Here is a 24,248-nt window from a genome sequence, read left to right on the forward strand (position 1 = left end):
CAGGCCTGTGCCCTCCCCCTTGCCAGCCGCGCCGCCAGCTCTTATGCTCAACGACCATGAAAACCCCACGCATCCCCATCGCCCTGGTCCAGGCCGTCATGAACAGCCTGCGCAGCCATTTACAACGCGCCCGCGACCATCTGGGCAACGATTTTGCTGAACCGGCCATTATCTACCAGCAACGCGGTATGGCCGCCGGGACAGCCTGGCTGGAACGCAATGAAATCCGCCTCAACCCAGTGCTGCTACTGGAGAATCAACAAGCGTTCATTGATGAGGTGGTCCCCCACGAGCTGGCGCACCTGCTGGTGTGGAAAACATATGGCCGGGTAGCGCCCCACGGCAAAGAGTGGAAATGGATGATGGAGACCGTACTTGGGGTCCCCGCCCGTCGTACTCACCAGTTTGAAACCGCCTCGGTCCGCCCAAAAAGCGTCCCCTATCGCTGCCGCTGCCAGCAGCACATGCTGACCATCCGCCGCCATAACCGGGTGCTGCGAGGCGAAAGCCAATATCGCTGCGTCCACTGTGGGGACATCCTGTTACCGGATAACCCAACCGACTGAACCTGAACACTATTTTGTGCCATAAGCCATTGCATCCGCCGGGAGTCTCCGGTAGTTTGCCGGTTCACTTATCACAGGGAACTGGAAGATGGCTCGCAATATTCTGCTGGCAGCCGGACTGATCATCGCCGCGTCTGCCGCCACGCTCAGCAACGCGCTTGGTGCCGGTATCCACTCCTTTTCCCAGGCAAAAGCCGCCGGGGTCAAAATCAATGACGGGGCGCCGGGGGATTTTTACTGCGGCTGTAAAATGACCTGGCAGGGGAAAAAGGGCATTATAGATCTGGGCTCTTGCGGTTATCAGGTGCGCAAAAACAAAAACCGCGCCAGCCGGGTGGAATGGGAGCACGTGGTCCCGGCCTGGCAGTTTGGCCACCAGCGCCAGTGCTGGCAACAGGGCGGGCGTAAAAACTGCTCCCGGGACCCGCAATACCGCAAAATAGAAAGCGATCTGCACAACCTGCAACCCGCTGTGGGCGAGGTTAACGGCGACCGGGGCAACTTTATGTACAGCCAGTGGAACGGCGGCGAACGCCAGTACGGCCAGTGCGCAATGAAAGTCGATTTTAAAGCCCGGCTTGCCGAGCCACCGGCCCGGGCCAGAGGGGCCATCGCCCGGACCTATTTCTATATGCGTGACCAGTACCAGATTAACCTGTCCCGCCAGCAGACCCAGTTATTTACCGCCTGGGACCATCAGTACCCGGTTACCCCCTGGGAGTGCGAGCGCGACAACCGCATTGCCCGGGTGCAGGGCAACCATAATCCCTACGTGCAGCAGGCGTGCCGCAGCGCGCCCGCCACCGGGATCCTCACCGCCCGCTACCGGTATTAAGCGTTACGGCCCGCCATTACACCGCCGTCAACGTCCCAGACCGCCCCGCTAACCCAACTGGCTTTATCAGACAGCAGGAATGCCACTGATTCCGCCACATCCTCCGGGGTACCAACCCGGCCAGGCGGGCGCGGTGTTGCCATTGTATGCCATGCCCTGGTCAACAGCCTGACGCAACCGGGCAATTGCTGTTATGACATCCACAACATCACTGGCCGCTGACCTGGTCTTATTACCTCGTCACCCGCCAGAATGCCCCCCTGCGCCCGGAAGTAAAAATCCTCCACGACTGGCTGGCAGAGGATGTACAGGCAGAAAGCCCCGCCACATCTGTATCCCCGCCGTGAAATCCACAGCGCGTCATTAACACCTGATGCTGTGGGCTTGCCACTGGCAAAAGAGCTAACCTACACTAGCGCACATGTTTAACAGGCTGGCGAGCTATTCCCGGCCCTGATGGATAAGATAACCCGATGCGCATCCCCCGTATTTATCACCCTGAACCTGTCACCGTTGGCCAGCAACTGACCCTGAGCGAGGATGCCGCCGGCCACGTTGGCCGCGTGCTGCGCATGGGGCCAGGCCAGGAAATTCAGTTATTTGACGGCAGCAACCAGGTCTTTAACGCACACATCACCCACGCCGATAAGAAGCGGGTCCAGGTTCAGGTCGTCAGCGGTGACGTTGACGATCGCGAATCACCGCTGCATATCCACCTTGGCCAGGTGATGTCCCGCGGTGAGAAAATGGAGTTCACCATCCAGAAGTCCATTGAACTGGGGGTGAATATCATCACGCCGCTGTTTTCAGAACGTTGCGGTGTCAAGCTGGATGCCGAACGGCTGGAGAAAAAACGCCAGCAGTGGCAGAAAATCGCCATTGCCGCCTGCGAGCAGTGCGGCCGCAACCGGATCCCGGAAATCCGCCCCGCCATGCAGCTAGCGCAGTGGTGTGCCGAAGAAGCCCCGGGGCTGAAGCTGAATTTACATCCCCGGGCCAGCCAGAGTATTAATACCCTGCCATTGCCCGTTGAGCAGGTCCGCCTGCTGATCGGCCCTGAAGGGGGGCTCACTGCCGAAGAGATAGCCATGACCACAGAGTACCGGTTTACTGATATTCTGTTGGGACCACGCGTTCTGCGCACTGAGACGACAGCACTCACCGCGCTTACTGCACTTCAGGTGCGGTTTGGCGATTTGGGCTAAGGCCTGCTAATCCAGGCGCTACAGGAGAACAACCATGATTAAGCTCGGTATCGTGATGGACCCCATCGCGACCATTAATATTAAAAAAGACACCAGTTTCGCAATGCTGCTGGAAGCCCAGCGCCGCGGTTACGAGCTGCACTATATGGAGATGGCCGATCTCTACCTCAACCAGGGTGAAGCCCGGGCCCGTACTCGTCTGGTCAGCGTGGAACAAAATTACGATCAGTGGTACACCTTCGGGGGCGAGCAGGATATCGCGCTGGGCGATCTGGATGTCATCCTGATGCGTAAAGATCCGCCCTTCGACACCGAATTTATCTACGCCACCTATATTCTGGAACGGGCGGAAGATAAAGGCACCCTGATAGTCAACAAGCCCCAGAGCCTGCGCGACTGTAACGAGAAGCTGTTCACCGCCTGGTTTGCCGACCTCACCCCGGATACCCTGGTGACCCGCAATAAAGCGCAGCTGAAAGCATTCTATGAAAAGCACGGTGACATCATTCTGAAACCGCTGGACGGTATGGGTGGTTCATCCATTTTCCGGGTGAAAGCCGGGGACCCTAACCTGCCGGTCATTGGCGAAACCCTCACCGCCCTCGGCACCCGTTACTGTATGGCCCAGAACTACCTGCCCGCCATCAAAGACGGCGATAAACGTGTGCTGGTTGTCGATGGCGAACCGGTCCCCTATTGCCTGGCGCGTATCCCCCAGGGGGGTGAAACCCGCGGTAACCTGGCGGCCGGTGGCCGTGGCGAACCCCGTCCGCTGACCGAAAGCGACTGGGCGATTGCCCGCCGGGTGGCACCCGTGCTGAAACAAAAGGGCCTGATCTTCGTCGGCCTGGATATTATCGGCGACCGTCTGACCGAGATTAACGTCACCAGCCCTACCTGTGTCCGTGAAATCGAAGCGGAGTTTCCTATCTCCATCACCGGTATGCTGATGGACGCTATCGAAAAACGCCTGGCGAAATAACGCCACCCGGGCGGGAGGGACCCTGCCCGACAACCTGCGCCTGGTCACTCAGTGACAGCGGGCCGCTTTCCCCCCATACTGGGCCAATCGTTTTTCAACCGGGGATCCCTGATTTTGACAATGAATTTACAGCACCACTTTCTGATTGCCATGCCCGGTCTCCAGGATCCGCTGTTCAAACGTACCGTGGTTTACATTTGCGAGTACAACGAAGAGGGGGCCATGGGGCTGATTATTAACAAGCCGCTGGAAGGGCTAAATATCCAGGAAGTGCTGGAGAAACTGAAAATAGATCCGGCACTGCGTAACCCGGATATCCGGCTGGACAAGCCGGTCTTTGTTGGCGGCCCGCTGGCAGAAGATCGTGGTTTTATCCTGCACACCCCGCCAGACACCTTTAATGCCAGCATCCGTATTTCCGACAACACCATCGTCACCACCTCCCGGGACGTGCTGGAAACCATCGGCACCGATCAACAGCCGGAACATATTATTGTGGCGCTGGGCTATGCCTCCTGGGAAAAGGGCCAACTGGAGCGGGAAATCCTGGAAAATGCCTGGCTGACCGCCCCGGCAGATCTCAATATTTTATTTAAAACCCCGATTGCCGATCGCTGGCGCGAAGCGGCAAAACTGATTGGCATTGATATTCACAACATGCCCGTTGAAGCAGGACACGCCTGATGAGTAGCGGTACTTTACTGGCCTTTGACTTCGGCACCAAAAGTATTGGTGTCGCCATTGGTCAACGCATTACCGGCACCGCCCGGCCCCTTGCTGCCCTGAAGGCAAAAGACGGTAACCCGGACTGGAACGCCATTGAGCGGCTGCTTAACGAGTGGCAACCCGATGATATTATCGTTGGGCTGCCGTTAAATATGGACGGCACCGAGCAACCGCTGACGGCCCGGGCCCGCAAATTCGCTAACCGCATCCACGGGCGCTTCGGGGTGGCGGTAACCCTGCACGATGAGCGGTTATCCACTGTCGAAGCCCGCGCCGGCCTGTTTGAGCACGGCGGCTTCCGGGCGCTGGACAAAGGCAGTGTGGATTCCGCCTCTGCGGTGGTTATCCTCGAAAGCTGGTTCGAACAGCACCCCTGATATCCCCGGCGACGCTAGCACACGATCCCTGCCGCCTGGCGCGCTGCCAGGCTGCCGGCAAAATCCTGCATTCCGGCACCGCGCCCGGTTTGTAACACCCCCGGCAGCTGATGGGTTTTGCCTTCGCGGATAAGGCTCGCCACCGCCGTGGTGTTGATCAGTAACTCATAAAGCGCGACCCGGCCACCGGCCATGGCCGCCACCAGGCGCTGGGCCAGCACCGCGCACAGGCTCTCCGCCAGTTGGGCCTGGACCAGGCCTTTCTCCGCCGCGGGGAACACATCCACCAGCCGCGACACCGCCTGGCAGGCCCCCCGGGTGTGCAGGGTCGCCAGCACCAAATGGCCCGTCTCTGCCGCCGTGAGGGCCAGGCGGATGGTGTCCGGGTCCCGCAACTCCCCCAGCAGGATAACATCCGGATCTTCACGCAGCGCCGCGCGCAGCCCCTCCGCAAAGGATAAGCAGTGGGTGCCAATCTCCCGCTGCTGCACCAGGCCATTGCCCGGCGGGTGCAGATACTCCACCGGATCTTCAAGGCAGACAATATGCCGCCCTTGTTTCGCCAGCGCCCCCACCATCGCCGCCAGGGTAGTGGATTTGCCGCTGCCGGTCGCCCCGGTGACCAGCAGAATGCCATTCTGGCGGGCCAGAGCCGCCTCCAGGGCTGGCGGGGGCCCGAGATCCGCCAATAGCGGGCAGCGAGACGGCAGGATACGCAGCGCCAGGGATAACCCCAGCCGCTGGCGGAACGCGTTAGCCCGCAGCCGCTGGCCGTCTGCCAGGGTGACGGCAAAATCCAGCTGCCCGTGGTGCGCAAATTGCGCCTGCTGCCCGGGAGAGAGCCAGCGCGCCAGCAACTGTTCCGGCGCAGGCCCGGCAACCGGCGCCGGTTCCAGTTGCCCTGCCCGGCGCCACCAGCAGCCAAAGCCCGCACACAGGTGTAGATCGGAGACATAATGCTTTACACTAAGGGCCACTAATTTTTCCATTTCAGGCATCGCTATCCATGAATCACATTGCCGACAATTTAGCGCAGGTTCATCAACGGATCTCTGCCGCTGCACAGCGTTGCGGCAGAGCTCCTGAAGACGTTACCCTGCTTGCAGTCAGTAAAACCAAACCTGCGAGTGATATCGAACACGCCATTGCCGCTGGCCAGCGCGCCTTTGGTGAAAACTATGTTCAGGAAGGGGTGGATAAAATCCGCTATTTCCAGCAACAGGGTCAGCAGGATCTGGTGTGGCACTTTATTGGCCCGCTGCAGTCCAACAAAAGCCGCCTGGTGGCGGAACACTTTGACTGGTGCCACACCGTGGACCGGCTGAAGATAGCCACCCGGCTCAGCGAGCAGCGCCCGGCGGGGATGCCGCCGCTAAATGTGCTGATCCAGATAAATATCAGTGATGAATCCAGTAAGTCCGGGATCGCGCTGAGTGAGCTGGACGCTCTGGCCGACCAGGTCGCCGCATTACCGGGCCTGGTACTGCGCGGCCTGATGGCTATCCCGGCGCCAGAGCCGGACTACCAGCGCCAGTTTGCTGTCGCCAGCCAGATGGCCCAGGCGTTACAGGGCATTCAGGCCCGCCACCCGAGTGCAGATACACTGTCACTGGGCATGACCGATGACATGGACGCCGCCATTGCGGCTGGCAGCACCATGGTGCGCATTGGAACCGCAATTTTCGGCGCGCGCAATTACGCCGCACGCTAACAACACAGAGGAACGCCATGCTGACGTTGACTTTTTTGGTCAAAACTATCATTGAACTGTACGTCATGGTTCTGCTGCTGCGCATTTGGATGCAGTGGTCCCGTTGCGACTTTTACAATCCTTTTTCCCAGTTTATTGTCAAAATCACCCAGCCGATCATTGGGCCATTACGCCGGATAATCCCGTCCGTGGGGCCGATTGATACCGCCTCGCTGCTGCTGGCGTTTATTCTGACCACGATTAAGTATCCGGCGCTGTTGTTGATTCAGGCCGGGGTGATCAGTCTGGACCCAATGAACCTGCTGGTTGGCCTGCTTTCCTTGCTGAAAGCCGCCGGGAGCCTGGTGTTCTGGGCTATCATTATCCGCTCCCTGATGAGCTGGATAAGCCAGGGCCGCAGCCCGATTGAGTATGTGCTGATGCAGCTGACCGAGCCGATGATGGCCCCGATTCGCCGGATTATCCCGGCCATGAGCGGTATCGACTTTTCGGCAATGGGTGTCATTCTGGTGCTGTACTTCCTGAACTATCTGGGGATGGATCTGTTTCCGGGGCTCTGGTATTTACTGTGAGTGCCGTTAGCCAGACAGACGCCGGGCTGGTGCTGCGGCTGTATATTCAGCCAAAGGCCAGCCGCGACGCCATTGTGGGGCTCCACGGCGACGAGCTCAAAGTCGCCATTACCGCCCCACCGGTCGATGGGCAGGCCAATGCCCATCTGACCAAATACCTCGCCAAACAATTCCGGGTGGCAAAAAGCCAGGTCGCCATTGAAAAAGGTGAACTGGGCCGCCACAAACAGGTGCTGATTAGTCAGCCACAGCAGATCCCCGCCGCCGTGGCGGCGCTGCTGTAAACCACGTTGTAACCACAGGATCTCTCTGATGCAAAAAGTTGTCCTCGCCACCGGTAACGCCGGGAAAGTGCGTGAGCTGGCCGATCTGCTGGGTAATTTCGGCCTCGATATCGTCGCCCAGACCGAGATGGGCGTCGAGTCTGCCGACGAAACCGGGCTGACCTTTATTGAAAACGCCATTCTGAAGGCTCGCCACGCGGCCCAGATTACCGGCCTGCCCGCCATTGCCGATGACTCCGGGCTGGCGGTGGATGCCCTGGGGGGTGCCCCGGGGATCTACTCTGCCCGTTACGCCGGGGAAGACGCCAGCGATCGGCAAAACCTCGAGAAGCTGCTGGATGCCATGCAAGACGTGCCCGACGACCAGCGTACCGCCCGCTTCCATTGTGTACTGGTCTATCTGCGCCACGCCGCCGATCCAACCCCGCTGGTCTGCCACGGTAGCTGGGAAGGCCAGATCACCCGCACACCGGCCGGTGAAGGCGGCTTCGGCTATGATCCTATCTTCTTTGTCCCCGGTGAAGGGAAAACCGCGGCGGCGTTAACCCGTGATGAAAAACGCGCAATCTCCCACCGTGGCCAGGCGCTGAAACTGTTACTGGAAGCAATGCGCCATGGCTGAGCTGCCTCCCCTGAGCCTGTACATTCATATTCCGTGGTGCGTGCAGAAGTGCCCTTACTGTGATTTCAACTCTCACGCCCTGAAGGGTGACGTGCCCCACGACGACTACGTGCGGCATTTATTGCGCGATCTGGACCATGATGCGCCCTGGGCTCAGGGACGCGCCATTCAAACTATCTTTATCGGCGGCGGTACCCCCAGCCTGCTGAGTGGGGAGGCGATGCAAGCCTTGCTGGACGGGGTTCGCGCCCGGCTCCCGCTGGCCGCCAGCGCCGAAATCACCATGGAAGCCAACCCGGGTACCGTTGAGGCGGACCGCTTCGCCCGCTACCACCAGGCCGGGGTAAACCGGATTTCCATTGGGGTACAAAGCTTCAGCGCCGAAAAGCTGACCCGCCTGGGCCGGATCCACGGGCCAGAAGAGGCTAAACGCGCCGCCGCCATGGCCAGCAACCTGGGGCTGCGCAGTTTTAACCTCGATCTGATGCACGGCCTGCCGGACCAGTCCCTGGAAGAGGCACTGGATGATTTGCGCCAGGCCATTGCGCTGCGCCCGCCGCACCTCTCCTGGTATCAGTTGACCATTGAACCCAATACCCTGTTTGGCTCCCGCCCGCCGGTGCTGCCGGATGACGACGCCCTGTGGGATATCTTCGAGCAGGGTCACCAGTTACTCAGCGCCGCCGGGTATCAGCAGTATGAGACTTCCGCCTATGCCCTGCCCGGCTACCAGTGCCAGCACAACCTGAACTACTGGCGCTTCGGGGATTATCTGGGCATCGGCTGTGGTGCCCACGGCAAAATCACCTTCCCGGACGGGCGTATCCTGCGCACCGCGAAGACCCGGCATCCCCGGGGATATCTGGCCGGGAAATACCTTGACCGCCAGCGGGATGTGGCAACCGAAGATAAGCCGTTCGAATTTTTTATGAACCGCTTTCGCCTGCTGGAAGCCGCCCCCCGGGCGGACTTCTCCCGCTTTACCGGGCTGGATGAGCAGGTGATTCGGCCACAGATAACCGCTGCCCTTACGGCGGGTTATATCACCGAAAGCGCCAGCCACTGGCAGATAACCGCCCACGGCAAGCTGTTTCTCAATTCGCTACTGGAATTGTTCCTGGCGGAAGAAGAAGCGGACTAGCAGACAGAGAAAGACGGGTATCGGGCGATGCCCGTCTTTCACGAGGCTTAAGGGGCACGAGGATTAAGGGGCCGGGGAAACCAGCAACTGGCCAATGGAACCCCGATCGGCCATTTCCAGGGTCTGGCTGGCGTACAGGAACGGGAAGTGTTCCCAGGAAGGCTGACCAAAGTAGACCAGTAACTCCACCTGCCCATCAACCCAGACAGTATCCTTCCAGCCGCGATCTTCCGGTAACGGTGCCGCGCCATTGACGTTGCGCACCAGGAATGACACCCCTTCAATATGGAACGACTGCGGCGAATCCGAGCGAATATTCCAGCGCTCCCAGGTCCCCTGGCGGGTACGGATATCCACCCGTTTCATGTCCCACAGCTGGCCGTTGATCCCCGGATCGTCGGTCAGATTGATATCGCGGCTGGCAGAGGCTGCCCCGCCGATAATTTCATCGGGTAGCAGGCGAGTGGGTAAGGTATCGGTCACCAGCGGCAGCAACCCGGTGGGACGCAGGGTCAGTACCAGGGTGGACACCAGGATACTGGACGGCTCAAAGAACCCGCGAATGCGGTCCATGATACCGGCGGCCTCACCACAGGTGATAGACACCTCGTTACCGTCCGTCATATCGACCAGGATCTCCCGGCGTTCCCCGGGTGCCAGTGACAATTGCTGGACAGAAACCGGGGCCGGTAAAAAGCCTTGATCACCGGCAATAACGTGCAGCGGGCGGGCATCGCTCATCTTCAGCAGATAACGCCGGGAGTTGGACGCATTGAGCAGGCGCAGGCGCACCCACCCCCGGGAGACTTCCACATACGGGCTCTGTACCCCGTTAGCCAGCAGAGTATCCCCCACAAAGCCACCGCTGCCGGGTTCTTTATATTCCGGCGTGCCGAAGTTATCCAGCCGCTTATCCTGAATAATCACCGGAAAGTCATCCACCCCGTAGTGATTAGGCACCGGCAGGGATTTGCTGACCTCATCTTCCACCAGCCACATCCCACACAGCCCTTTGTATACCTGCTGGGCGGTGCGGTTAGGGGTATTGGCGTGATACCAGAGCGTGGCCGCCTGCTGGCGGATCGGCAATACCGGCGCCCAGTCAGCGTTGGGGGACATCATCCGGGGCGCGCCGCCCATCAGGGGGCCGGGGACCTGCAAACCGCTGACCGTCATGGCGACGTTTTCTGTCAGTCGGTTGCTGTAAATCATTTTGACATCATCCCCGCTCCACACGCGGATGGTGGGCCCCATATAGCGGCCATTAAACCCCCACACCTGGGCCTTACCTAAACCGCTGGTAAAAGCCCAGTGCGCCCGCTGCATGGTCAGAAAAAGCGGCTGACCGCGGCGGGATTCCAGCAGCGGGGGAACCGGTAACGGTGGCTGCTGGCTTGCTGCGTTTGCCCTCAGTGGCACCGCGCCTGCGCAAAGCGCAACACCTGATGCCTGAATAAACTGCCGCCGACTGAGTGACATAATTGCTCCGTGTAAGACTCTCTGAAGAGCGGCGTCTACGCGCGCCGCAAGACATAAAAAATAAACCTAATGGTGACCATGCTGCCCGGCCATCCGTTGCGTGATCAGCGGGCTTCTTTTTTTCTGGCTACCTTTCCGGCCGCTTCCCGCTCAGCAACTTCCGCATTGAGCTGGTTAATTTTCTCTTCCATAAGCTGACGGCAGTGGGCAGACAGCTCGCGCACCTGATCTTTCCCGTAACCGGACGTATCAATAGGCGGCAGCATCTCAACAATAACCAGCCCGTTATTCCAGCGGTTAAGTTTGATCTTGTTATTGGTATTGGAAACACACACCGGAATAATCGGCACCCCGGCAGCAATGGCGGCGTGAAATGCCCCGGTTTTAAACGGCAGCAGCCCGCGGCCCCGGCTACGGGTCCCTTCCGGGAACATCCAGATAGAAATCTTACGGCGTTTAAACTGCTTAACCACCTGGGCAATGGTGCTGTGTGCCTTGGCGCGGTTATTTCGGTCAATCAACAGGTTACCGGTCAGCCAGTATAGCTGGCCAAACAGGGGGATCCAGATCAGGCTCTTTTTACCTACGGCAACCGTCGGGGGCAGCACGATACTGGATGCGGTGATCATATCGTAATTATTTTGGTGGTTACCGATGTAAATCGCATTACCAAACTTGTCAGCCCCGGCAGGATAGCGGGTCTCAACACGCAGCCCAAATAAAGGATGCATGCGCCCAAACAGGTGGCCGAAGGTCGCTACATGACGCGGGTTGCGCGGGCTAAACAAACACCAAATGGATCCCAGAACACAAACCAGAATGCAGTAAATAACAACAATAATAAAACGAACAATAGCTAGCATAACGACCTCAGAAGCATAACGCCGGTGTCAGTATACCGATTCCATAACAAAAAACACCGGAAAGCATAAGTGCGCCACAAGGCCCGACCCAGGCGCTAAAATAATACGGAGAACAGACGTTTTTGCGTATCGTACTGGCCCGAAAGTACTGCGCCAGTACGGCTCACCGTTCAGTCGCCGGGCCAGTTATCCGGCCCCGGATGATGGCATTACTCCTCGTCAGTGGCGGCCCGTGCCGGGGCGTCAATTTCCACCCGATCAATCCGCTGTAAACCACGCATCAGCGTGCCGCGACGCCCGCGTTCCCCGCGTACCTTTTGCAGCTCTTCCGGGCGCAATTTCAGCTTACGTTTACCTACGTGGATAGTCAGCGAACTTTGCGGTGGCAGAATATACAGATGCACCAGGCTATCTGCGCCGCTGGCGGCCTCTGCCGACGGGATGGAAATAATCTTATTCCCTTTCCCGCGGGAGAGCTGCGGCAGATCCCCAACCGGGAACATCAGCATCCGGCCAGCGGCGGTGATGGCCAGCAACAGATCCTGTTCATTCTCGATCCGTACCGGGGAGAGCACTTTCGCGTTCTCCGGCAGGGTGATAACGGTTTTACCGACCCGGTTACGGGCGACAAGATCCGCAAAAGTACACACGAAGCCATAGCCCGCATCCGACGCCATCAGCAGTTTCTGGTCATCGCTCTCCATCAGTAACTGCTCAACCACCGCCCCTGGCGGCAGGGTCAATTTACCGGTAATCGGCTCACCCTGGCCGCGGGCAGACGGTAAGGTTATCGGATCCAGCGCATAGCTGCGCCCGGTGGAGTCAATAAATACCACCGGCTGATTACTTTTCCCTTTCGCCTCGGCCAGGTAGCTGTCCCCGGCTTTGTAATTCAGCCCCTGGGCGTCGATATCATGGCCCTTCGCACTGCGCACCCAGCCCATCTGTGACAAGACAATGGTGACCGGCTCAGACGGCAACATGTCGTGCTCGCTCATGGCCTTCGCTTCTTCACGCTCCTGGAGCGGCGAGCGGCGGTCATCGCCAAAGGCGTCCGCATCGGCCTGGATCTCTTTCTTGAGCAGGGTATTCATTTTGCGTTCCGAGCCCAGGATCCCCTGGAGCTGGTCGCGTTCTTTCTCGAGGTCGCTCTGCTCGCCGCGGATTTTCACTTCTTCCAGTTTGGCGAGGTGGCGCAATTTCAGTTCGAGGATGGCCTCTGCCTGGGTTTCACTGAGTTCAAAACGGGACATCAGCACCGGCTTGGGCTCATCCTCACTGCGGATGATATGAATAACCTCATCAATATTGAGGAATGCGGTGAGCAAACCGTCGAGGATATGTAACCGTTTCAGTACCTTCTGCAGGCGATAGTTCAGGCGGCGGCGTACCGTGTCGCGGCGGAATACCAGCCACTCATTGAGGATTTGCAGCAGGTCTTTCACCGCCGGGCGGCCGTCCAGGCCAATCATATTCAAATTGACCCGGTAGCTTTTTTCCAGATCGGTGGTGGCAAACAGATGGTTCATCACCTGTTCCATGTCCACCCGATTAGAACGCGGCACAATCACCAGCCGGGTGGGGTTCTCATGGTCAGATTCATCCCGCAGATCGTCCACCATTGGCAGCTTTTTAGCCCGCATCTGGTTAGCAATCTGCTCCAGTACCCGGGCGCCGGATACCTGATGCGGCAGCGCGGTGATAACCATCGCGCCGTCTTCTTTTTTCCATACCGCGCGCATCCGCACCGAACCGCGACCATTCTGGTAGATTTTGCGGATTTCCGACCGGGAGGTAATAATCTCCGCCTCGGTGGGGTAATCCGGCCCCTGGATAATATCCAGCAGTTGATCCAGAGACGCTTTCGGCTCATCAATCAGGGTGATTGCCGCCTGGGCGACTTCACGCAGGTTATGGGGCGGAATGTCGGTGGCCATCCCTACCGCGATGCCGGTAGTGCCGTTCAGCAGGATATTTGGCAGGCGGGCGGGCAGCATTTTCGGCTCGTCCAGGGTGCCGTCAAAGTTCGGCACATAATCTACCGTGCCCTGGCCCAGTTCCCCCAGCAGCACGCTGGCATATTTCGACAGCCGGGATTCGGTATAACGCATGGCGGCGAAAGACTTCGGATCATCCGGCGCCCCCCAGTTCCCCTGCCCGTCTACCAGCGGGTAGCGGTAAGAAAATGGCTGCGCCATCAGCACCATCGCTTCATAGCAGGCGCTGTCGCCGTGGGGGTGATATTTACCCAGAACGTCACCCACAGTACGGGCCGATTTTTTAAACTTGGCGCTGGCGTTCAGGCCCAGCTCAGACATGGCATACACTATACGACGCTGAACCGGCTTCAGCCCATCACCGATAAACGGCAAGGCGCGGTCCATGATGACGTACATGGAGTAGTTCAGGTAGGCGTTTTCGGTGAATTCGTGCAGCGCCTGGCGCTCTGCACCATCATGAGTCAGATCGCTCATTATTGGTTATTGTCCTCAAGCTCGCGTGCAGTGGCGGTAAAATTACGGCCAGAATGGCGTTGATAGTACCTTATCTGGCGCCCAGAGCACAGCGACGCTGAGGTAAACTGTACGCCTCAGTGATTTTACAGGTTGTTACCATGATGCCATCCTCCCCGGAAACCACACCCCATCCACACCACGCACCGGTGCGTAACCTGGCCATCTGGTATCGCCGCTTTGGTGACCCCGAACAGGTTCTGCAACTGGAGCAAGCGCCACTGGCCCCAGTGGGCGCGGCAGAACTGCAGGTGCGCATGTTATATGCGCCGGTGAATGCCTCGGATTTGATCCCGGTAACCGGTGCTTATGGCCACCGGGTCATCCCTCCGCAGGTGGCCGGGTATGAAGGGGTGGGTATTGTGACCAATGCCCCGGCTGAATATCGCGGGCTCCTCGGTAAACGGGTATTGCCGCTGCGGGGCCAGGGCACCTGGCAATCCGTGGTGGCCTGTGAGCCACAGTGGGCTATCCCGGTACCGGATGCTATTGATGACCCCCTTGCGGCCCGTGGCTATATTAACCCTCTGGCGGCCCTGCTGATGCTGAAACAGCATCCCCCTGCGGGGAAGCACCTGCTGTTGACTGCCGCCGGGTCTGATTGCGCGCTACTGCTCGGCCAGTGGGCATTACGCCAGGGGGCGCTATCAGTGAGCGGGGTCCACCGTAGCCCGGCCCACGCGCCGCGCCTGGCGGCCTGCGGCATTACCCCCATCCGCCAAACCGATAGCGCCGCCATCGTGCGCGCCGCGGCCTGCGCCGATCTGGTCTTTGACGCCACCGGCGGAGAGCTGGCACAAGCCCTGCTGGCGGCGCTACCGGCCCATGCTGACTTTGTCTGTTACGGTTTGCTGTCCGGTCGCCCTTTCCACCAGTTGCAGCCCCTTCCCCGCGTCCACTGGTTTCATATCCGCAATACCCTGGGGGCCATCACCGGGCCCCAGTGGCAGGCGCTATTTGGCGATATCTGGCCATTACTGGCCAGCAGCATAATAAGCGCCAGCCGCCACGTTGCCCTGGCTGACTGGCAGCAGGCTATCCGGCTGTATTCTCAGGGCGGGAGAGCGGTGCGCCCGCTGCTGGTGATGCCGCCACTATTATTGCCGTGATCGCAAAAGTATTTGTACATTATTGTCATGTTACTGATAACGGTTGTCAGATAAAATCCGTGATTATATTCACAGATACGAGATTAAAATATGAGCAACATTTTACTGATCAATGGTGCGAAAAAGTTCGCCCATTCTAACGGCCAGCTGAACGACACCATGACGGATGTTGCAGAAAGCTACCTGCGTGATGCCGGGCATAACGTGCAGGTTACCCGCGCCGACGCTGACTATGACATTGAGGCCGAAGTCGAGAAATTTGTCTGGGCCGACGTGGTTATCTGGCAGATGCCGGGCTGGTGGATGGGTGCGCCCTGGACGGTGAAAAAATATATGGATGATGTCTTCACTGCGGGCCACGGCAAGCTGTATGCCAGCGATGGCCGCACCCGCTCTGACGCCAGCAAAAAATACGGTTCCGGTGGCCTGCTGCACGACACCAAATATATGCTATCCCTGACCTGGAACGCCCCGCTGGAAGCCTTCGAAGACGAAAAACAGTTCTTCCACGGTGCCGGGGTGGACGGTGTGTATCTGCCGTTCCATAAAGCTAACCAGTTCCTGGCCATGAGCCCGCTGCCAACCTTTATTGCCAATGACGTGATGAAACTGCCTGACGTTCCGCGCTATACCGCAGAATATCGCAAGCATCTTAGTGAAATTTTTGGTTAACTGGGGTTCTGATAAAACAGGAGTTAATCATGCTGACAGTGATAGCTGAAATTCGTACCCGTCCCGGGTTACACCATCGTCAGGCTGTTGTTGAAGCCATTAAGAAAAACACCCCGACCGTGCTGCAGGAAGACGGTTGCCACGGCTATAGCGCACTGGTAGACCACGACAGTAGCGCGCCGTTCCAGGCCACGGCGGTGGACTCCATCATGATGGTGGAAAAATGGGAATCCGTTGCCCATCTGGAAGCACACCTGCAAACGCCGCACATGAAAGCGTTTGGGGAAGCCACCAAAGACGACGTATTAGATCTGCATATCCGCATCCTGGAAGACGCATAATTCCGGCGCGGTAAGACGATTAAACCACCGGCTTCCGGTGGTTTTTTTTTGGCATTTATCCGGGCCACGGGCGCCCTTATGGCCAAAAAAAAGCCACCCGCAGGTGGCGTTATCTGGTGCGTAGCGCGGCTATCAGGCGTCAATATCTGCCATGTCGCCTTTCTCCTGCAGCCAGTTACGGCGATCTTCCGAGCGCTTCTTGGCTAACAGCATATCCATAACCGCCAGGGTTTTATCGGCATCATCATCGCTGATGGTCAACTGCACCAGGCGGCGGGTATTGGGATCAAGGGTCGTCTCACGCAGTTGCAGCGGGTTCATTTCGCCCAGCCCTTTAAAGCGCTGTACCCCCGGCTTGCCTTTTTTACGCTTCAGTTGCTCCAGCACCCCGTCTTTTTCGTTCTCATCCAGGGCGTAGTACACCTCTTTGCCCAGGTCGATACGATACAGCGGCGGCATCGCCACATAGACGTGGCCGCCCTGCACCAGGGCGCGGAAATGGCGGACAAACAGCGCACATAGCAGCGTGGCAATATGTAAACCATCGGAGTCCGCATCCGCCAGGATGCAAATCTTGCCGTAGCGCAGCTGGCTCAGATCGTCACTGTCCGGGTCAATCCCCAGCGCCACGGAGATATCATGTACCTCCTGGGAGGCCAGCACTTCATCGGAAGAGACTTCCCAGGTGTTCAGGATTTTGCCCTTCAGCGGCATGATAGCCTGGTATTCACGGTCCCGGGCCTGCTTGGCAGAGCCGCCCGCAGAGTCCCCTTCCACCAGGAACAGTTCGGTACGCTGTAAATCCTGGGCGGTGCAGTCCGCCAGTTTACCGGGCAGCGCCGGGCCACTGGTCAGCTTCTTACGCACCACCTTTTTCGCCGCGCGCAACCGGCGCTGGGCGCTGGCAATCGCCATTTCCGCCAGTTGCTCAGCCGCCTGCACGTTCTGGTTGAGCCACAGGCTGAATGCGTCTTTTACCACCCCGGAGACAAACGCCGCGCACTGGCGTGATGACAAGCGCTCTTTGGTCTGCCCGGCAAATTGCGGATCCTGCATTTTCACCGACAGCACATAACTGCAGCGCTCCCAGATATCGTCCGCCGACAGCTTCACGCCGCGCGGCAGCAGATTACGAAACTCGCAAAATTCGCGGATGCCGTCCAGCAGCCCCTGGCGCAGCCCGTTAACGTGGGTGCCTCCCAGCATCGTCGGGATCAGGTTGACGTAGCTCTCGGTGAGCATTTCGCCCCCTTCCGGCAGCCACAGCAGCGCCCAGTCAATGGCGTCCGTTTCACCGCTGAACGTGCCGACAAACGGTTTTTCCGGCACGGTGACCAGGCCGTTAACCGCTTCACACAAATAGTCGTTGAGGCCATCCTGATAGCACCAGCGCTGTTCGGTGTTGTTCACTTTGTCCGTAAAGGTGATTTCCACCCCGGGGCACAGCACCGCTTTCGCTTTCAGCAGGTGGCTCATGCGCGATACCGAAAAGCGCGGGCTGTCGAAGAAGGCTTCATCCGGCCAGAAATGCACGCTGGTCCCGGTGTTGCGTTTACCGCAAGTCCCGACCACCGCCAGATCTTCAACTTTATCGCCGTTTTCAAATGCCATGGCGTAAACCTGGCCGTCACGACGAACTTTAACTTCCACCCGTTTTGACAGGGCGTTAACCACCGAGATCCCGACCCCGTGCAGGCCCCCGGAGAACTGATAGTTTTTATTAGAGAATTTCCCCCCGGCGTGGAGCCGGCAGAGGATAAGTTCAATGGCGGGCACCCCTTCTTCCGGGTGGATATCAACCGGCATCCCGCGCCCGTCGTCAATCACTTCCAGTGACTGATCGGCGTGCAGAATAACGTCCACCCGCTTCGCATGGCCTGCCAGCGCTTCGTCCACGCTGTTGTCGATAACTTCCTGTCCCAGATGGTTAGGTCTGGTGGTGTCCGTGTACATCCCCGGGCGACGGCGAACAGGCTCAAGCCCGGTGAGTACCTCAATGGCATCCGCGTTATATGATTGCGTCATGGTGTATTCATTCAGATAGCAAAACAGAACATCGCCCCGGGCTTAATGTAACCCGAGGAAATCGACAATCTGTGGGAAATGATCTTCGAAGCCTGCAAAAGCATGATTTCCGCCCTCTTCCACCGTTTGGCGGCAAGCGGAGTAGTAGGCCACCGCCTGGCGGTAATCCAGCACTTCGTCCCCGGTCTGTTGTAACAGCCAAATCAGGTCCGGCGATTCCAGCGGCTCAATTTGCATCACTTTCAGATCGTAAATATGGCGTGACTCTAACACATATTGCTGGCCGGTGTAGGGGTTCTGGTTCTCCCCCAGATAGTCCGCCAGCAGTTCGAAAGGCCGTACTGCCGGGTTCACCACCACCGCCGGGACCACAAAACACTGGGAAAGCCAGGTGGCGTAATAGCCCCCGAGGGAGGAGCCCACCACCCCAAAATCTTCCCCGCCGTGCTCCAGCACGATACCTTCCAGCATTTCGGCGGCATCAGCCGGGTACGGCGGTAACTGCGGGATCACCATCTCGATGTGGGGGTAGTGCGCCGCCAGCCAGCCTTTGAGCAGGGTCGCTTTGGCAGAACGGGGAGAACTGTTAAAACCATGCAGATAAAGCAATGTCGACATCAGTAACCTTCAGATTCGGTATCCGGGCTGAACTGCGCATCATCAATACGGCACACTTCAGTGGTTAATGTCCCATCAGGGTGTAACACCAGCCAGCGCCACCCGGGCGGGATTGTGTCCAGGGTGAAATTGGTGCAATGGGGCTTAAACTGAACGCTGGTCGAAGGGGTAGCCAGCACCCGGCGCGCATTCCACTGGGCATCCAGCTCCTGATGAATATGTCCGCACAACAGGGTTTTGACCTGCGGATAACGGCGTAATACCTGATCCAGTTCCCCGGCGTTGCGCAGACTGTGCTGGTCAAGCCAGCTACACCCTGCCGGCAGCGGGTGGTGGTGCAGCAATAACAGCGTGTGGCGCTCAGGATCCTGGGCTAAAACGCTATCCAGCCACTCCAGTTGATACTCACTCAACTCACCGTGGGGGACGCCAAATACCTGGCTATCCAGCAGGATAATCTGCCAGGCATCCCCGGCGGTTACCCGTTTGGCCGGCGAGATCCCCGCCTCTTGCAGGGCGCTGTACATGGCGGACTGGAAATCATGGTTGCCCGGCAGCCAGACACAGGGGAGCCCGAACGGCGCAATCCCTTCGGCAAAATGATAGTACGCCTGCAGGGAGTGATCCTGGGCCAGATCACCGGTGGCGACAATAAGATCATACTCTTTTGCCTGGGCGTGAATCGCCTGCAGGACAGCCTGATAGCTGTCCCAGGTTTTCACACCCAGTAAGGTTTCGTTTTTTCCTGCAAACAGATGGGTATCGGTAATTTGCAAGATCCTGACGCTGGCCCCACCAGCAACAGGAAGATTTAACAGGCTTTCCAAATGGTGTCCTTAGGTTTCACAACGCTAACAAACCGGAACCGCCATCGCTCCATGCGCCAGGCAATAGCGCAACCAGTCCGCCAGGAACTGGTTAATTTGGTGTTTCTCGTCGCGTTGATGCAACTTTTTATTAGGATAATCATAACGTGCTTTAAAACGAAAGATCTGCTTAGTGGAACACACTTCCGCGACCATGGCGTCATGATACAGCCGAACCGACATTGACGGCAGGCTCCAGTAGCTGATGGCTGGCGCAGTTTGCTCAATTTCCACCAGCGTAGTGTAGCGGGTTGACTCAAGAATAGTTAATCGATATCGCGCATTATTTACCTGATAATTTACCGTTTCGCCTGGTACATCATCACGGGGCAGCAAGCGGCGTAATTGTGCAAAATTTTTCTCACACAATCGCATCATTTCTGGAAAGTCAGGTGTATAGCGCTTCATTTTCAATGGTCCCACTCTTTTTTCAGCGCGTTGTGATGCAACTGCAGCCATTGCAGGGCAATCACAGACGCCGCGTTGTCGATTTTCCCCTCTTCTACCCACTGGTAAGCCTGCTCCCGGCTTACCACATGAACCCGAATATCTTCGTTTTCATCCGCCAGGCCATGGATTCCATGGGCACTGGCGGCATCCACTTCACCCACCATAATAGAAGTTCTTTCGGTGGTGCCTCCTGGGCTGGCCAGATAGCTGAGTACCGGTTTGGTACGCCCTATCGTCAGCCCGGCTTCTTCCATTGATTCACGACGGGCAACCTGTTCAACGGTTTCGCCCGGTTCAATCATCCCGGCGACCATCTCCAGTAACCAGGGCGTTTCGCTGGTTTCCAGGGCCGCAATACGGATTTGTTCAATCAGCACCACTTTATCCTGCACCGGGTCAAAGGGTAGCAGCGCTGCGGCGTGTCCGCGTTCAAAAATTTCCCGCCGTACTTCACCGCTCATTTCACCATTGAAAAGCCGGTGACGAAAACGGTACAACTCCAGTGAAAAAAAACCACTGTATAACGTTTCCCGTGCAATAATTTCTACATCATTTTTAGTCAGTGTCGCTACGGGTGCCGGTGATTTATTCGTCATGGTGAAATCCTGCCTGCTATTGTGATGAGAGATACGATTTTCGCTATTATCGTCCGCTGTGCGCAGGGAATGAGATAAATTGACCCAATAAACCGCCGGTATGGCACACAAGGTCAACTTCAACCGCTGGCGGATTCTGCTAGAATCGGCGATCATTTTTGGCTTTGTCAGCGCTAACAAAAAATTTTTGCTTCACAACAAGGAATGCAAATGAAGAAACTGCTCCCACTTCTTATCGGGCTGAGTCTGGCAGGATTCAGTACCATGAGCCAGGCAGAGAACCTGCTCCAGGTTTATCAGCAGGCGCGCACCAGCAACCCGGACCTGCGCAAATCTGCCGCGGACCGTGATGCAGCGTTTGAAAAGATCAACGAAGCACGCAGCCCCTTGCTGCCGCAGCTCGGTTTGGGTGCCGATTATAGCTATAAGAACGGCTATCGGGACAGCTCTGGCATGAATTCTAATACTACCAGCGGCGCACTGTCACTGACCCAGACCATCTTTGATATGTCCAAATGGCGCGCCCTGACCCTGCAGGAAAAATCTGCTGGTATTCAGGATGTCACCTATCAGACCTCTCAGCAGACCCTGATCCTCAACACCGCGACGGCCTATTTTAACGTGCTGAACGCCATTGATAACCTGTCCTACACCGAAGCACAGAAACAGGCGATCTACCGGCAGTTAGATCAGACCTCCCAGCGCTTTAACGTAGGCCTGGTGGCGATAACCGACGTACAAAACGCCCGCGCCCAGTACGACAGCGTGCTGGCGGACGAAGTTACCGCCCGTAATAATCTGGATAACGCCGTGGAAGCCCTGCGCCAGGTCACCGGGACATACTACCCGCAGCTCTCCTCGCTGAACGTTGACGGCTTTAAGCCTAACCGCGCCGATCCGGTCACCGCGCTGCTGAAAGAGGCGGAAAAACGTAACTTATCCCTGTTACAGGCCCGTCTGAGCCAGGATCTGGCCCGTGAGCAAATCCGCTATGCGGAAGACGGCCACTTGCCTACCGTAGGATTGACAGCGTCGACCGGTATTACCAATAACCGCTATAACGCCAAATCTCACGATAATGGCTCCACGGATAATATCTCTGGCCAGAACCAGATTGGGCTGAACTTCTCACTGCCGCTCTATTCCGGTGGCTCAGTCACCTCGCAGGTTAAACAGGCCCAGTACGCGTTTGTCGGCGCCAGCGAGCAGCTCGAATCCGCCCACCGTAGCGTGATCCAGAACGTACGTTCGTCTTACAACAACGTCAACGCGTCGGTCAGTAGCATCAGCGCCTACAAACAGACCGTGGTGTCTGCCCAGAGCTCTCTGGACGCGATGGAAGCCGGTTACTCCGTGGGTACCCGTACCATCGTCGATGTGTTGAACGCGACCACCACGCTGTATAACGCAAAACAGCAGTTGGCTAACGCCCGCTACACCTACCTGATCAACCAGCTGAATATCAAGTCTGCGCTGGGTACGCTCAATGAGCAGGATCTGGTGGCGCTGAACAGCACCCTGGGTAAACCGATCTCCACCACCCCTGACGTGGTCGCACCGGTAAACGAAGCCCAGGAAGCGGCCGCTGAGCGGATGGCAACCGCCCCGATGCAGTGATTTTTCACGCTCTGGCGAAAAAAGGCGTGCTCAGCACGCCTTTTTGTTATTTTCCCGGCGGCCAGCGATCGTAAGGCAACGTAAAGATTAGCCTCTCTCCCCCACTGATCGCTTCAATTTCCACCACCTATCACCTATCCTGACGGCTCTTGCTGTTTTTGAATCACCACTGGGCCGGGAAATCATCATGAAAAGGACAAAACGTATTAACCATGCGACATTCCGCAAAAGCTGGAATGCGCGCCACCTCACGCCGGTCGCACTGGCGGTCAGCGCGGTATTTATGCTGGCCGGATGCGAAAAATCTGACGAAACCGTCTCCCTCTACCAGAATGCGGACGATTGCTCTCAGGCCAATCCCGGCAAAAACGCGGAATGTACTACCGCCTATAACAATGCCGTAAAAGAAGCCGAGCGCACCGCACCGAAATACGCCACCCGGGAAGATTGCATCGCCGAATTTGGCGAAGGCCAGTGCCAGCAGGCACCCGCACAAGCCGGTATGGCGGCGGAGTCTTCCAGCGGCGGCAGCTTCTGGATGCCATTAATGGCCGGTTATATGATGGGCCGCATGATGGGCGGCGGGGCCGGTTTTGCCCAGCAGCCACTGTTCTCTTCTAAGAACCCAAACAGCCCGGCCTATGGCCGCTATACCGATGCCAGCGGTAAAAACTACGGCGCCGCCACCCCGGGCCGCACCATGACGGTACCGAAAACCGCGATGGCCCCGAAACCGGCCACCACCAGTACGGTTACCCGCGGCGGCTTCGGTGAGTCTGTGGCCAAACAGTCCACCATGCAGCGCAGCGCCAGCGGCACCACCCACCGTTCAATGGGCGGCTAACGGCTATGGAGCGTATCGCAATTACCGAGCGCCCGGACTGGCGCGAAAAAGCCACCGAATACGGGTTTAATTTTCACACCATGTACGGGGAGCCGTACTGGTGTGAGGACGCCTATTATCAGTTCAGCCTGGCGCAAATTGAAAAGCTGGAAGCGGTCACTGAGGAGCTACACCAGATGTGCCTCCAGGTGGTGGAAAAAGTCATTAACAGTGATGCGCTGATGGCCCGCTTCTGCATCCCGAAACACACCTGGGAGTTCGTCCGTCAGTCGTGGAAGACCCACCAGCCGTCGCTCTATTCCCGGCTCGATCTGGCCTGGGACGGCACCGGCGAACCCAAGCTACTGGAAAACAACGCCGACACCCCCACCTCGCTTTATGAGGCGGCCTTCTTTCAGTGGATCTGGCTGGAAGATCAGATAAACAGCGGCAAACTGCCCGCCAACAGCGATCAATTTAACAGCCTGCAGGAGAAGCTGATCGAACGCTTCGCGACGCTGAAAAACCAGCACGGTTTTAACCTGCTGCACTTCACCTGCTGCCGGGACACCGTAGAAGACAGGGGCACCATCCAGTATCTGCAGGACTGCGCCAACGAGGCAGACGTCGCCAGTGAATTTCTCTATGTCGAGGATATTGGGCTCGGGGAAAAGGGCCAGTTTACCGATCTCCAGGATCAGGTGATCAGTAACCTGTTCAAGCTCTACCCCTGGGAATTTATGCTGCGCGAGATGTTCTCCACCAAGCTGGAAGACGCCGGTGTCCGCTGGCTGGAACCGGCCTGGAAGAGCATTATCTCCAATAAAGCCCTGTTGCCGATGCTGTGGGAAATGTTCCCGGACCATCCGAATCTGTTGCCCGCCTGGTTTGCCGATGCAGACCACCCGCCAATGGAGAAATACGTGATTAAGCCGCTGTTCTCCCGGGAAGGGGCGAATATTAAGATAATCGAGAACGGCGAGCAAATTGCCGCCGTGGACGGCCCCTATGGTGAGGAAGGCTACATTGTGCAGCAGTTCTACCCACTGCCAAAATTTGGCGATAGCTACACGCTGATCGGCAGTTGGCTTATCAACGATCAGGCGGCGGGGATCGGGATCAGGGAAGATCGGGCGCTGATCACCCAGGATCTGTCGCGCTTTTACCCCCATACTTTTATTGAGTGATCTGCGACGCATGACAACAAAGGCACCCGCGGGTGCCTTTGTTTTTCTCGCCAGTAAGCGGCCGGATG

26 protein-coding genes and 1 pseudogene are annotated in these 24,248 nt (G+C 57.8%); 17 read left to right on the forward strand and 10 right to left on the reverse strand.

Annotated features, from left to right (window positions below):
* Positions 1-56: 56 nt before the first annotated feature.
* Together F9C28_RS04405 and endA are read left to right on the forward strand one after the other, a co-directional pair.
* Positions 57-566 (forward strand): SprT family zinc-dependent metalloprotease, encoded by a 510-nt coding sequence (locus F9C28_RS04405; RefSeq protein WP_199014026.1) that lies wholly within the window; start codon positions 57-59, stop codon positions 564-566.
* Between the two features lie 88 nt (positions 567-654).
* Positions 655-1,401, forward strand: coding sequence for a deoxyribonuclease I (gene endA, locus F9C28_RS04410; protein WP_199014027.1), 747 nt, complete (start codon positions 655-657; stop codon positions 1,399-1,401).
* On the opposite strand, the pseudogene F9C28_RS04415 reads toward endA, so the two are convergent.
* Positions 1,398-1,529, reverse strand: a pseudogene (locus tag F9C28_RS04415) (SDR family oxidoreductase); the annotation flags it as partial. The gene endA and the pseudogene F9C28_RS04415 overlap by 4 nt on opposite strands.
* 345 nt (positions 1,530-1,874) lie before the next feature.
* On the opposite strand from F9C28_RS04415, the gene rsmE reads away from it, so the two are divergent.
* The 4 genes from rsmE to ruvX all read left to right on the forward strand — a co-directional run bounded on the left by rsmE (position 1,875) and on the right by ruvX (position 4,691).
* On the forward strand, positions 1,875-2,606 hold the full coding sequence (rsmE, locus tag F9C28_RS04420; RefSeq protein WP_199014028.1) for a 16S rRNA (uracil(1498)-N(3))-methyltransferase: 732 nt from the start codon (positions 1,875-1,877) through the stop codon (positions 2,604-2,606).
* Positions 2,607-2,640: 34 nt separating this feature from the next.
* Positions 2,641-3,588, forward strand: coding sequence for a glutathione synthase (gene gshB, locus F9C28_RS04425; protein WP_199014029.1), 948 nt, complete (start codon positions 2,641-2,643; stop codon positions 3,586-3,588).
* Between the two features lie 120 nt (positions 3,589-3,708).
* Positions 3,709-4,272 carry a YqgE/AlgH family protein gene (locus tag F9C28_RS04430; protein ID WP_199014082.1) on the forward strand — a complete coding sequence of 188 codons (564 nt, stop codon included), beginning with the start codon at positions 3,709-3,711 and terminating at the stop codon, positions 4,270-4,272.
* Complete coding sequence (gene ruvX, locus F9C28_RS04435) at positions 4,272-4,691, forward strand: Holliday junction resolvase RuvX (protein ID WP_199014030.1); 420 nt, start codon at positions 4,272-4,274, stop codon at positions 4,689-4,691. The genes F9C28_RS04430 and ruvX overlap by 1 nt, the downstream gene beginning before the upstream one ends.
* Before the next feature lie 14 nt (positions 4,692-4,705).
* Here the strand turns inward: ruvX and F9C28_RS04440 are convergent, their stop codons facing one another.
* Positions 4,706-5,689, reverse strand: a complete 984-nt coding sequence (locus F9C28_RS04440) for a type IV pilus twitching motility protein PilT (protein ID WP_199014031.1) — start codon at positions 5,687-5,689, stop codon at positions 4,706-4,708.
* Between the two features lie 8 nt (positions 5,690-5,697).
* On the opposite strand from F9C28_RS04440, the gene F9C28_RS04445 reads away from it, so the two are divergent.
* From F9C28_RS04445 to hemW, 5 genes are read left to right on the forward strand one after another with little or no spacing between them, the layout of a single operon-like run.
* Positions 5,698-6,402 (forward strand): YggS family pyridoxal phosphate-dependent enzyme, encoded by a 705-nt coding sequence (locus F9C28_RS04445; RefSeq protein ID WP_199014032.1) that lies wholly within the window; start codon positions 5,698-5,700, stop codon positions 6,400-6,402.
* Positions 6,403-6,419: 17 nt separating this feature from the next.
* On the forward strand, positions 6,420-6,974 hold the full coding sequence (locus F9C28_RS04450) for a YggT family protein (RefSeq protein WP_199014033.1): 555 nt from the start codon (positions 6,420-6,422) through the stop codon (positions 6,972-6,974).
* Positions 6,971-7,258, forward strand: coding sequence for a DUF167 family protein YggU (gene yggU / locus F9C28_RS04455; RefSeq protein ID WP_199014034.1), 288 nt, complete (start codon positions 6,971-6,973; stop codon positions 7,256-7,258). The genes F9C28_RS04450 and yggU overlap by 4 nt, the downstream gene beginning before the upstream one ends.
* 28 nt (positions 7,259-7,286) lie before the next feature.
* The gene (locus F9C28_RS04460) at positions 7,287-7,880 is read left to right on the forward strand and encodes an XTP/dITP diphosphatase (RefSeq protein WP_199014035.1); all 594 of its coding nucleotides are present in this window, start codon (positions 7,287-7,289) and stop codon (positions 7,878-7,880) included.
* Positions 7,873-9,021: a radical SAM family heme chaperone HemW gene (gene hemW / locus F9C28_RS04465; RefSeq protein ID WP_199014036.1), complete on the forward strand. Its 1,149-nt coding sequence runs from the start codon at positions 7,873-7,875 to the stop codon at positions 9,019-9,021. Before F9C28_RS04460 ends, hemW begins: the two co-directional genes overlap by 8 nt.
* Positions 9,022-9,084: 63 nt before the next feature.
* On the opposite strand, the gene ftsP is transcribed toward hemW, so the two are convergent.
* The 3 genes from ftsP to parC form a co-directional block, all read right to left on the reverse strand.
* Complete coding sequence (ftsP, locus tag F9C28_RS04470) at positions 9,085-10,500, reverse strand: cell division protein FtsP (RefSeq protein WP_199014037.1); 1,416 nt, start codon at positions 10,498-10,500, stop codon at positions 9,085-9,087.
* 104 nt (positions 10,501-10,604) lie between these two features.
* On the reverse strand, positions 10,605-11,363 hold the full coding sequence (locus F9C28_RS04475) for a 1-acylglycerol-3-phosphate O-acyltransferase (RefSeq protein WP_199014038.1): 759 nt from the start codon (positions 11,361-11,363) through the stop codon (positions 10,605-10,607).
* Positions 11,364-11,572: 209 nt separating this feature from the next.
* On the reverse strand, positions 11,573-13,837 hold the full coding sequence (gene parC / locus F9C28_RS04480) for a DNA topoisomerase IV subunit A (protein ID WP_199014039.1): 2,265 nt from the start codon (positions 13,835-13,837) through the stop codon (positions 11,573-11,575).
* Positions 13,838-13,977: 140 nt separating this feature from the next.
* Here parC and F9C28_RS04485 point away from each other — a divergent pair, with 140 nt between their 5' ends.
* The 3 genes from F9C28_RS04485 (at position 13,978) to F9C28_RS04495 (ending at position 15,998) form a co-directional block, all read left to right on the forward strand.
* Entirely contained in the window at positions 13,978-14,985 is a 1,008-nt protein-coding gene (locus F9C28_RS04485; RefSeq protein WP_233148908.1) for a zinc-dependent alcohol dehydrogenase family protein, read from the forward strand.
* A 90-nt stretch (positions 14,986-15,075) separates the two neighbouring features.
* Positions 15,076-15,657, forward strand: a complete 582-nt coding sequence (locus F9C28_RS04490; protein ID WP_199014040.1) for an NAD(P)H-dependent oxidoreductase — start codon at positions 15,076-15,078, stop codon at positions 15,655-15,657.
* A gap of 29 nt (positions 15,658-15,686) precedes the next feature.
* Positions 15,687-15,998 carry a putative quinol monooxygenase gene (locus tag F9C28_RS04495; protein ID WP_199014041.1) on the forward strand — a complete coding sequence of 104 codons (312 nt, stop codon included), beginning with the start codon at positions 15,687-15,689 and terminating at the stop codon, positions 15,996-15,998.
* A gap of 132 nt (positions 15,999-16,130) precedes the next feature.
* Here the strand turns inward: F9C28_RS04495 and parE are convergent, their stop codons facing one another.
* The 5 genes from parE to nudF are packed head-to-tail and all read right to left on the reverse strand — an operon-like array spanning position 16,131 to position 20,553.
* Positions 16,131-18,023 carry a DNA topoisomerase IV subunit B gene (gene parE, locus F9C28_RS04500; RefSeq protein WP_199014042.1) on the reverse strand — a complete coding sequence of 631 codons (1,893 nt, stop codon included), beginning with the start codon at positions 18,021-18,023 and terminating at the stop codon, positions 16,131-16,133.
* A gap of 42 nt (positions 18,024-18,065) precedes the next feature.
* The gene (gene yqiA / locus F9C28_RS04505; protein WP_199014043.1) at positions 18,066-18,641 is read right to left on the reverse strand and encodes an esterase YqiA; all 576 of its coding nucleotides are present in this window, start codon (positions 18,639-18,641) and stop codon (positions 18,066-18,068) included.
* Positions 18,641-19,468, reverse strand: a complete 828-nt coding sequence (gene cpdA / locus F9C28_RS04510; protein WP_199014044.1) for a 3',5'-cyclic-AMP phosphodiesterase — start codon at positions 19,466-19,468, stop codon at positions 18,641-18,643. Before cpdA ends, yqiA begins: the two co-directional genes overlap by 1 nt.
* Before the next feature lie 24 nt (positions 19,469-19,492).
* Complete coding sequence (locus F9C28_RS04515; RefSeq protein ID WP_199014045.1) at positions 19,493-19,915, reverse strand: DUF1249 family protein; 423 nt, start codon at positions 19,913-19,915, stop codon at positions 19,493-19,495.
* Between the two features lie 2 nt (positions 19,916-19,917).
* Positions 19,918-20,553, reverse strand: coding sequence for an ADP-ribose diphosphatase (nudF, locus tag F9C28_RS04520; protein WP_199014046.1), 636 nt, complete (start codon positions 20,551-20,553; stop codon positions 19,918-19,920).
* 210 nt (positions 20,554-20,763) lie between these two features.
* Between nudF and tolC the strand changes: the two genes are divergently transcribed.
* From tolC to F9C28_RS04535, 3 genes are all read left to right on the forward strand, one after another.
* Positions 20,764-22,170 (forward strand): outer membrane channel protein TolC, encoded by a 1,407-nt coding sequence (gene tolC, locus F9C28_RS04525; RefSeq protein WP_199014047.1) that lies wholly within the window; start codon positions 20,764-20,766, stop codon positions 22,168-22,170.
* Between the two features lie 187 nt (positions 22,171-22,357).
* Complete coding sequence (locus F9C28_RS04530) at positions 22,358-23,014, forward strand: DUF1190 family protein (RefSeq protein ID WP_199014048.1); 657 nt, start codon at positions 22,358-22,360, stop codon at positions 23,012-23,014.
* A gap of 5 nt (positions 23,015-23,019) precedes the next feature.
* On the forward strand, positions 23,020-24,180 hold the full coding sequence (locus F9C28_RS04535) for a glutathionylspermidine synthase family protein (RefSeq protein WP_199014049.1): 1,161 nt from the start codon (positions 23,020-23,022) through the stop codon (positions 24,178-24,180).
* Positions 24,181-24,248 lie beyond the last annotated feature (68 nt).

This window comes from Shimwellia pseudoproteus, assembly GCF_016415625.1.
Classification (GTDB): domain Bacteria; phylum Pseudomonadota; class Gammaproteobacteria; order Enterobacterales; family Enterobacteriaceae; genus Shimwellia; species Shimwellia pseudoproteus.

Bases quoted from the DNA above. Each gene is read 5' to 3' on its own strand.
- F9C28_RS04405 (WP_199014026.1), top strand. From the start codon at position 57: ATGAAAACCCCACGCATCCCCATCGCCCTGGTCCAGGCCGTCATGAAC.
- endA (WP_199014027.1), top strand. From the start codon at position 655: ATGGCTCGCAATATTCTGCTGGCAGCCGGACTGATCATCGCCGCGTCT.
- rsmE (WP_199014028.1), top strand. From the start codon at position 1,875: ATGCGCATCCCCCGTATTTATCACCCTGAACCTGTCACCGTTGGCCAG.
- gshB (WP_199014029.1), top strand. From the start codon at position 2,641: ATGATTAAGCTCGGTATCGTGATGGACCCCATCGCGACCATTAATATT.
- F9C28_RS04430 (WP_199014082.1), top strand. From the start codon at position 3,709: ATGAATTTACAGCACCACTTTCTGATTGCCATGCCCGGTCTCCAGGAT.
- ruvX (WP_199014030.1), top strand. From the start codon at position 4,272: ATGAGTAGCGGTACTTTACTGGCCTTTGACTTCGGCACCAAAAGTATT.
- F9C28_RS04440 (WP_199014031.1), bottom strand. From the start codon at position 5,689: ATGCCTGAAATGGAAAAATTAGTGGCCCTTAGTGTAAAGCATTATGTC.
- F9C28_RS04445 (WP_199014032.1), top strand. From the start codon at position 5,698: ATGAATCACATTGCCGACAATTTAGCGCAGGTTCATCAACGGATCTCT.
- F9C28_RS04450 (WP_199014033.1), top strand. From the start codon at position 6,420: ATGCTGACGTTGACTTTTTTGGTCAAAACTATCATTGAACTGTACGTC.
- F9C28_RS04460 (WP_199014035.1), top strand. From the start codon at position 7,287: ATGCAAAAAGTTGTCCTCGCCACCGGTAACGCCGGGAAAGTGCGTGAG.
- hemW (WP_199014036.1), top strand. From the start codon at position 7,873: ATGGCTGAGCTGCCTCCCCTGAGCCTGTACATTCATATTCCGTGGTGC.
- ftsP (WP_199014037.1), bottom strand. From the start codon at position 10,500: ATGTCACTCAGTCGGCGGCAGTTTATTCAGGCATCAGGTGTTGCGCTT.
- F9C28_RS04475 (WP_199014038.1), bottom strand. From the start codon at position 11,363: ATGCTAGCTATTGTTCGTTTTATTATTGTTGTTATTTACTGCATTCTG.
- parC (WP_199014039.1), bottom strand. From the start codon at position 13,837: ATGAGCGATCTGACTCATGATGGTGCAGAGCGCCAGGCGCTGCACGAA.
- F9C28_RS04485 (WP_233148908.1), top strand. From the start codon at position 13,978: ATGATGCCATCCTCCCCGGAAACCACACCCCATCCACACCACGCACCG.
- F9C28_RS04490 (WP_199014040.1), top strand. From the start codon at position 15,076: ATGAGCAACATTTTACTGATCAATGGTGCGAAAAAGTTCGCCCATTCT.
- F9C28_RS04495 (WP_199014041.1), top strand. From the start codon at position 15,687: ATGCTGACAGTGATAGCTGAAATTCGTACCCGTCCCGGGTTACACCAT.
- parE (WP_199014042.1), bottom strand. From the start codon at position 18,023: ATGACGCAATCATATAACGCGGATGCCATTGAGGTACTCACCGGGCTT.
- yqiA (WP_199014043.1), bottom strand. From the start codon at position 18,641: ATGTCGACATTGCTTTATCTGCATGGTTTTAACAGTTCTCCCCGTTCT.
- F9C28_RS04515 (WP_199014045.1), bottom strand. From the start codon at position 19,915: ATGAAGCGCTATACACCTGACTTTCCAGAAATGATGCGATTGTGTGAG.
- nudF (WP_199014046.1), bottom strand. From the start codon at position 20,553: ATGACGAATAAATCACCGGCACCCGTAGCGACACTGACTAAAAATGAT.
- tolC (WP_199014047.1), top strand. From the start codon at position 20,764: ATGAAGAAACTGCTCCCACTTCTTATCGGGCTGAGTCTGGCAGGATTC.
- F9C28_RS04530 (WP_199014048.1), top strand. From the start codon at position 22,358: ATGAAAAGGACAAAACGTATTAACCATGCGACATTCCGCAAAAGCTGG.
- F9C28_RS04535 (WP_199014049.1), top strand. From the start codon at position 23,020: ATGGAGCGTATCGCAATTACCGAGCGCCCGGACTGGCGCGAAAAAGCC.